Below are 5,980 nucleotides of genomic sequence, written 5' to 3' on the forward strand. Positions count from 1 at the left end.
CTACCCTCACGGAAGCGGCATAACCGAAATGACACCGTGTCCACGATCCGGGGTCAAGGCCCCCTCCCGGCGCCCGTCCGCGTTGACACCCGTGGCGACGAGGACGACGGCGTTGATCACGCGGCCGCCTTCGCGGACCTTCATCGTCAGGGCGTCGGCGGCGACGAACGTGAACGGCCCGGCATCCCCGAGCGGACGGTGGCGGAACTGGTCGACGTGCTCGTCGAGATCCGCGGCCATGCGGGACACCTGCGATTTGGACAGCGAGTCGATGCCGAGCGTCTTGACCAGCTTGTCCATCCGGCGGGTGGAGACGCCGGCGAGGTAGCAGTCGGCGACGACGGTGATCAGCGCGGCCTCGGCGCGCTTGCGGCGCTCGAGCAGCCATTCCGGGAAGTATGTGCCCTTCCTGAGCTTGGGGACGGCGACGTCGATCGTGCCGACACGGGTGTCCAGCTCGCGGTGCCGGTAGCCGTTGCGCTGCGTCACCCGGTCGGGGCTGGGCTTGCCCCATTCGGCGCCGCAGACGGCGTCTGCGTCCGCGGACAGCAGCGCGTTGATCATCGTCTGCAGCAGCTGCCGCATCAGATCCGGCGACGCCTCAGCGAGGGCTTCACCGAGCAGGCCAGCAGGGTCGACAATGTGAGGAGCGGTCATCGTGATGACTCCATTCGAGAGGGTTGTAGGAGATTCCTCGAAGGATCACACGGTGACCGCGCCCACGTTCACGACGAGGCCGACCACCGAGCAGTTACACCACTATGCGGGACGCCACTCAGCGCTCCTGCTGGGACTCGCACCACACATGAGATCGAGTGCGCTGCCAGTAGTACATCGCCGGTGTGAACTGGTGTCGGATGCCTTTCGACTTGCGAACCCTCATCGGATCAATCGACGCCCAGTCCCGGTCGCCGAGCTCTCGATCGACAACTGCCCACTCGTGGAGACCGGCCGTCGTGCGGCCGTTGTCTGTACGAGGGATCCAATGCAGTTCGGTTGACGACGTGCGCCGTCGGGGGTTGATCGGCTTTGCCTCATCTACTGGCCGCATCGCAGCCCCTCTCGCACGTGTATCCGCGTTCGGATGATGCGAAGACGAAGGGGCGACCGGAGCCCCATCGCTCCTGTATCTGCCGCTGATGTTCCTCCCGCGAGAGGCGCAACTTCTGTAAGGCATCGGCGTTTCGTGACACACGGTGTCACTTCATCCCAGCCCTGTGTCATCCAAAGGCCGGTTGTGTCACCGCAACGCGTTCTCGACAACGAGGGTATTGACTCGCGGCATCCGCTGCCCTAACGTACAACCAAATGGTTGCACAAACTGAGTTGAGCGACGATGAGACCGACCGGCTGTTCCACGCCCTGGCGGCGGCGACGAGGCGCGACATCCTGCGGCGCACCATCGTCGACGAGCAGTCGGTGTCGGCACTCGCCGCGGACTACGACATGTCGTTCGCCGCGGTGCAGAAGCACGTGGCCGTGCTGGAAGCGGCCGGCCTCGTCATCAAGCGCGCCGAGGGACGCGAGCGTCTCGTGCGCGCCGATCCGCGCATGATCGCCCGGGCCCGAGCGCTGCTCGCCCGTTACGAAGACCTCTGGCGTTCGCGGATCGACCGCCTCGACGCCCTGCTCGCTGAACCCCACGATCCCCGTCCCACGCAAGGAGACTGACATGCCCGTCCGCGACATCACGACCGACCCCGAGAACCTCACGATGACCCTCGTCGCGGATGCCGCGGCGCCCGTGTCCCGCCTCTGGGAGGCGTTCACGAACCCGCGCCAGCTGGAGCGGTTCTGGGGTCCTCCCGGGTGGCCCGCCACCTTCACCGCGTTCGATCTGCGCCCCGGCGGTCGCGTCGACTACCGGATGACGAGCCCGCAGGGCCAGCGCTCCGCCGGATCGTGGGAGGTGCTGAACGTCGACCCCGGACGCAGCTTCGAAGTCCTCGACTCCTTCGTCGGCGACGACGGCGAGAAGCTCGACGGCTTCCCCTCGATGCGCATGGTCTTCTCGTTCGAGGCGACCGCCGACGGCTCGCGACTCACCAACACCACCTACTTCACGTCGCTCGAGGCGCTCGAGCAGGTCGTCGCGATGGGGGCGATCGAGGGTTCGCGTCTGGCGATGAGCCAGCTCGACGCCGTGCTGCAGGACCTGCGGGCGTACGCGCAGGGCAAGGGCACTCGCACCGAACTCCTCACCGACCAGCACGTGCGCATCACCCGGCTCATCGAGGGTTCGCGCGAGCTCGTCTGGCGCGCTCACCACGAGCCGGAGCTGCTGCGTCGGTGGCTGCTCGGCCCCGACGGCTGGCAGATGGTCGAGTGCGAGGTCGGCGAGACCACCCGCTTCGTCTGGCAGCAGGGCGACGACGAGTCGACCCGGTTCGGGTTCGAGAGCGAGACCGTGCTCAGTGAGCCGATCTGGCGCGAGGTCTCCACCGAGCGGATGATCGGGATGCCGGGACCGGCGACGGTCAATGACCTGCAGCTCTACGAGGAGGACGGCGCGACCCTGCTGACGTTGCTGATCGAGTATCTCGACAAGGAGACGCGCGACATGGTCCTCGCCACCGGCATGACCGACGGCATGGAGACCTCGTACGCACGCCTGGAGGCGGTCGTCGCCGCCTGAGGGGTCGGGGCGTTTCGACTCGGCCGTCCTCGAGCGATCCGCGACGCAACTGCAAGGGATGCTGCCCGACACGCCGCGGCATCCCTTGTCCCTCCCCGCGTGTCGCGGCTACGGCCTTGCAGTTCGGATGGGGGCGGGGCGGGGCGACTCGACCGCGGTCAGTCGCCGAGCACGAGTCGGTAGCCCATGCCCTGCTCGGTGAGCAGATGCTGGGGATGCGCCGGATCGCGCTGAAGCTTCTTGCGCAGCTGCGACATGTAGAGGCGCAGATAACCCGAGTCGGCCACCTGGTCGGTGCCCCAGATGTCTCTCAGCAGGTTCTGCCGGGTCACGAGCGTTCCGGGGTTGCGGGCCAGGAACTCGAGCATCCGCCACTCCGTCGGCGTCAGGTGCACGACCTCGCCGCCGCGGACGACGCGGGTCGCGGCCAGGTCGACCTCGACATCACCGAAGCGCACGGCCGGTATATCCGCGGATGCCGCGGATGCCACGCCACGCCGGCGCGCGAGGGCCCGCAGGCGCGCGAGCAGCTCGTCGATCTGGAACGGCTTCGTGACGTAGTCGTCGGCGCCGGCATCCAGTGCTTCGACCTTGTCGGCCGAGCCCGTGCGTCCGGACACGACGAGGATCGGCAGGTCGGTCCACCCGCGCAGCGCGTGGATCACCTCGATGCCGTCCAGGCGCGGCATGCCGAGATCGAGCATGACGACGTCGGGGCGCGCCTGGGCCGCCGTGGCGATCGCGGCGGCGCCGTCGGGCGCGGCGATGACGTCGTAGCCGTGCGCGGCGAGGGTGATCCGCAGCGCCCGCACGAGCTGCGGATCGTCGTCGGCGACCAGGATCTTCACGATCTCATCCTCCCGCTTCGGCGACCGAGGGCGCGGCGAGAGTGGATGCCGCGGCATCCACCGGCAGCGAGACCACCATCGTCAGCCCCCCGCCGGGCGTGGTCTCGGGCGTCAGCGTGCCGCCCATGCCCTCGGTGAAGCCCTTCGACAGGGCGAGCCCGAGCCCGAGCCCCGTGGTGTTGTCGGTGTCGCCGAGCCGCTGGAAGGGAGCGAAGATGTCGTCCTGGCGGTCGGCGCTGACGCCCGGGCCGTGGTCGACGATCCGCAGCTCGACGGTCGAGCCGAGCCGGCTGGATGCGATGCGCACGCGCGTGCCGGGCGGCGCGTAGCGGCGCGCATTGGCGAGGACGTTGACGATGACCCGCTGCAGCAGCACGGGGTCGGCGCGCACCGCAGGAACGGTCTGATCGAGCGCGAGTTCGACGACGTCGGGTCCGATGCCCAGCTCATCGAGGGCCTCGAGCACTGCTCCCGCAAGGTCGACAGGGGAAAGCGAGACGGCGAGCACGCCCGCCTGCACACGGCTGACGTCGAGCAGATCGGTGACCAGCGCCGCGAGCGCGGCGAGCGACTCGTCCGCGGTCGCGACGAGCTCGTCGTGATCGGCGGCGCTCAGCGACGGCCCCGCCGCACGCAGGCCGCCGACGGCGGCGATGGCCGCGGCGAGCGGCCGGCGCAGATCGTGGCTGACCGCCGACAGCAGCGCCGTGCGCACCTGGTCGGTCGCGGCCAGGGCGTCGGCGGTGCGGGCCGTCTGCGTGAGCTCGCTGTGCTCGAGGGCCGCAGCGAGTTGCGCGGTGATGACATCGAGCAGGCGCCGCTCCGGGGCCCCGACATCGCCGCCGTGCAGCTCGAGCGTGGCGCGAGGGCCCCCCGCGGCATCCGTGCCCACGGGCACCACGACCGCCCGGCCGTCGCGCACCGGTTCGCCGTCGGTCGCCAGCACCTGCTGGGTGGATCCGTCTCCGGCGAGCAGGCGCGCCCCGCTCACGCCGAACGCCTCGCGGGTGCGGCTGACCAGAGCCGGGACGGCGCTCTCGCCGCGCAGCACGCTGCCCGACACCGTCGCCAGCAGCTCCGAATCGGCGGCCGCGCGCCGAGCCCGGCGCGTGCGACGTGCGGCTTGATCGACGATCCAGCTCACCAGGATCGCGATCACCACATACAGCACGAGCGCCAGCGCGTGCAGCGGGTTGTCGATCGTCACCGTGAAACGCGGATGGATGAACAGGAAGTCCAGCGTCAACCCCGACAGCACCGCCGCGAACAGCGCCGGCCAGATCCCGCCGATCAACGCGACGACGACCACGAGCAGTTGGTAGGAGAGCACGTCGGAGGTGATCGTCTCTTCGTTCGAGGTCGCGAACAGCAGCCACGACAGCAGCGGCCCGCCGGTGAGCGCGACGACCAGCCCCAGGATGCGCCGCCGCCAGCCGAGTGCCCCTCCGGTCAGCCGCGGCAGGTGCAGGTTTCCGCCCGCGGCGGCGTGGGTCACGATGTGCACGTCGATGTCGCCCGACTCGCGGATGACCGTGGCCCCGATGCCCGGGCCGGTGAACGCCGCGCCGAGGCGGCTACGGCGGCTGGCGCCCAGCACGAGCTGCGTCGCGTTGACCGATCGCGCGAACTCGACGAGGGTCCGCGGCACGTCCTCGCCGATCACCTGGTGGTAGCTGCCGCCGAGCGACTCGACGAGGGCGCGCTGGGCCGCGAGGGCACCGGGAGCAGCCGCACGCAGCCCCTCCTGCGTCGTCACGTGCACCGCGAGCAACTCGCCCCCGGCGGCGCGCGCGGCGATACGCGCCCCGCGCTGCAGCAGCGTGTCGCCCTCCGGGCCGCCGGTGAGGGCGACGACGACGCGCTCGCGCGCCTGCCACGCCCCGCGGATGCCGTGCTCCTCGCGGTAACTCTGCAGTGCGTTGTCGCCCTCGTCGGCGAGCCACAGCAGCGCGAGTTCGCGCAGGGCCGTGAGGTTTCCGAGGCGGAAGTAGTTCGACAGGGCCGCGTCGATGCGCTCGGCGGGATAGACGGCGCCGGCGGCGAGCCGGTCGCGCAGCGACTGCGGGGCGAGGTCGACGACCTCGATCTGGTCGGCGGCGCGCACCACGGCATCCGGCACCGTCTCGCGCTGAGTGACTCCGGTGATCTGCGCGACCACGCCGCCCAGCGAGGCGATGTGCTGGACGTTGACGGTCGTGATCACGTCGATGCCGGCGGCCAGCAGCTCTTCGACGTCCTGCCATCGCTTCTCGTTGCGGGAGCCGGGTGCGTTGGTGTGGGCGAGCTCGTCGACGAGCGCGATCTCCGGATGCCGATCGAGCAGACCGTCGAGGTCGAGTTCGTCGAGCTCGACCTCGCGGTGGCGCAGACGCCGGCGTCCGAGCGTGGGCAGGCCTTCCGCGCGCGCCGAGGTCGCCGCACGGCATGCGTTCACCCTAGGCCGTGTTGCTAAATCCATTGCAAGGCTGCGGAGAGGCAGAGCCCGGCTGCGTATGAA

The 5,980-nt window shown here is 70.0% G+C and carries 4 protein-coding genes and 1 pseudogene; 2 read left to right on the forward strand and 3 right to left on the reverse strand.

What is annotated here, in order from left to right; translation table 11 throughout:
- Positions 1-63: 63 nt before the first annotated feature.
- Positions 64-657, reverse strand: a pseudogene (locus AS96_RS14350) (IS256 family transposase); the annotation flags it as partial.
- A gap of 651 nt (positions 658-1,308) precedes the next feature.
- Here AS96_RS14350 and AS96_RS14355 point away from each other — a divergent pair.
- The gene (locus AS96_RS14355) at positions 1,309-1,671 is read left to right on the forward strand and encodes an ArsR/SmtB family transcription factor (protein WP_036291243.1); all 363 of its coding nucleotides are present in this window, start codon (positions 1,309-1,311) and stop codon (positions 1,669-1,671) included.
- Between the two features lies 1 nt (position 1,672).
- Complete coding sequence (locus tag AS96_RS14360; RefSeq protein ID WP_036291246.1) at positions 1,673-2,635, forward strand: SRPBCC family protein; 963 nt, start codon at positions 1,673-1,675, stop codon at positions 2,633-2,635.
- A 158-nt stretch (positions 2,636-2,793) separates the two neighbouring features.
- Here AS96_RS14360 and AS96_RS14365 read toward each other — a convergent pair whose 3' ends face one another.
- Positions 2,794-3,483: a response regulator gene (locus AS96_RS14365; RefSeq protein ID WP_036291247.1), complete on the reverse strand. Its 690-nt coding sequence runs from the start codon at positions 3,481-3,483 to the stop codon at positions 2,794-2,796.
- Between the two features lie 4 nt (positions 3,484-3,487).
- A complete protein-coding gene (locus AS96_RS14370) occupies positions 3,488-5,941 on the reverse strand; it encodes a DUF4118 domain-containing protein (protein ID WP_051498911.1) in 2,454 nt (817 codons plus the stop codon).
- Positions 5,942-5,980 lie beyond the last annotated feature (39 nt).

Origin of the sequence: Microbacterium sp. MRS-1, assembly GCF_000585455.1 — a bacterium.
GTDB classification, from domain to species: Bacteria; Actinomycetota; Actinomycetes; order Actinomycetales; family Microbacteriaceae; genus Microbacterium; species Microbacterium laevaniformans.